This is a genomic window from Alloprevotella sp. oral taxon 473 str. F0040 (genome assembly GCF_000318095.2).
Lineage (GTDB): Bacteria > Bacteroidota > Bacteroidia > Bacteroidales > Bacteroidaceae > Alloprevotella.
On sequence record NZ_KB290701.1, the window covers coordinates 1 to 582 of the forward strand.

General features: G+C 49.3%; 1 rRNA gene. It reads left to right on the plus strand.

Annotation, left to right across the window (positions count from 1 at the left end):
- Positions 1 to 11: 11 nt before the first annotated feature.
- Positions 12 to 582, plus strand: a 23S ribosomal RNA gene (locus tag HMPREF9999_RS00005); the annotation flags it as partial.

The window sequence follows — 582 nt, forward strand, 5'->3', positions numbered from 1 at the left end:
AGAATAAGGAAAAGGAAGTAATTAAGGGCGTACGGTGGATGCCTAGGCTCTTACAGGCGATGAAGGACGTGATAAGCTGCGATAAGCTGTGGGTAGGTGCAAATAACCATTGATCCGCAGATTTCCGAATGGGACAACCCAGCAGGTTGAAGACCTGTTATCCCGCAAGTGCGGGAGGCTAACGGGGGGAACTGAAACATCTTAGTACCCCTAGGAAAAGAAAATAATAATGATTCCCCTAGTAGTGGCGAGCGAACGGGGAATAGCCCAAACCATATAGATTTCGGTCTATATGGGGTTGTAGGACCACGCTGTTGCACGAAATACAGTTAGAGGAACGCTTTGGAAAGAGCGACCATAGAGAGTGACAGTCTCGTACTCGACAATTGTATGAAGCATAGTGGTATCCTGAGTAGGGCGGGACACGTGAAATCCTGTCTGAATCCGGCGGGCCCATCCGCCAAGGCTAAATACTCGTAAGAGACCGATAGCGAACCAGTACCGTGAGGGAAAGGTGAAAAGCCCCTCTTTTAGAGGAGTGAAAAAGTTCCTGAAACCGTACGCCTACAAGCGGTCGGAGCA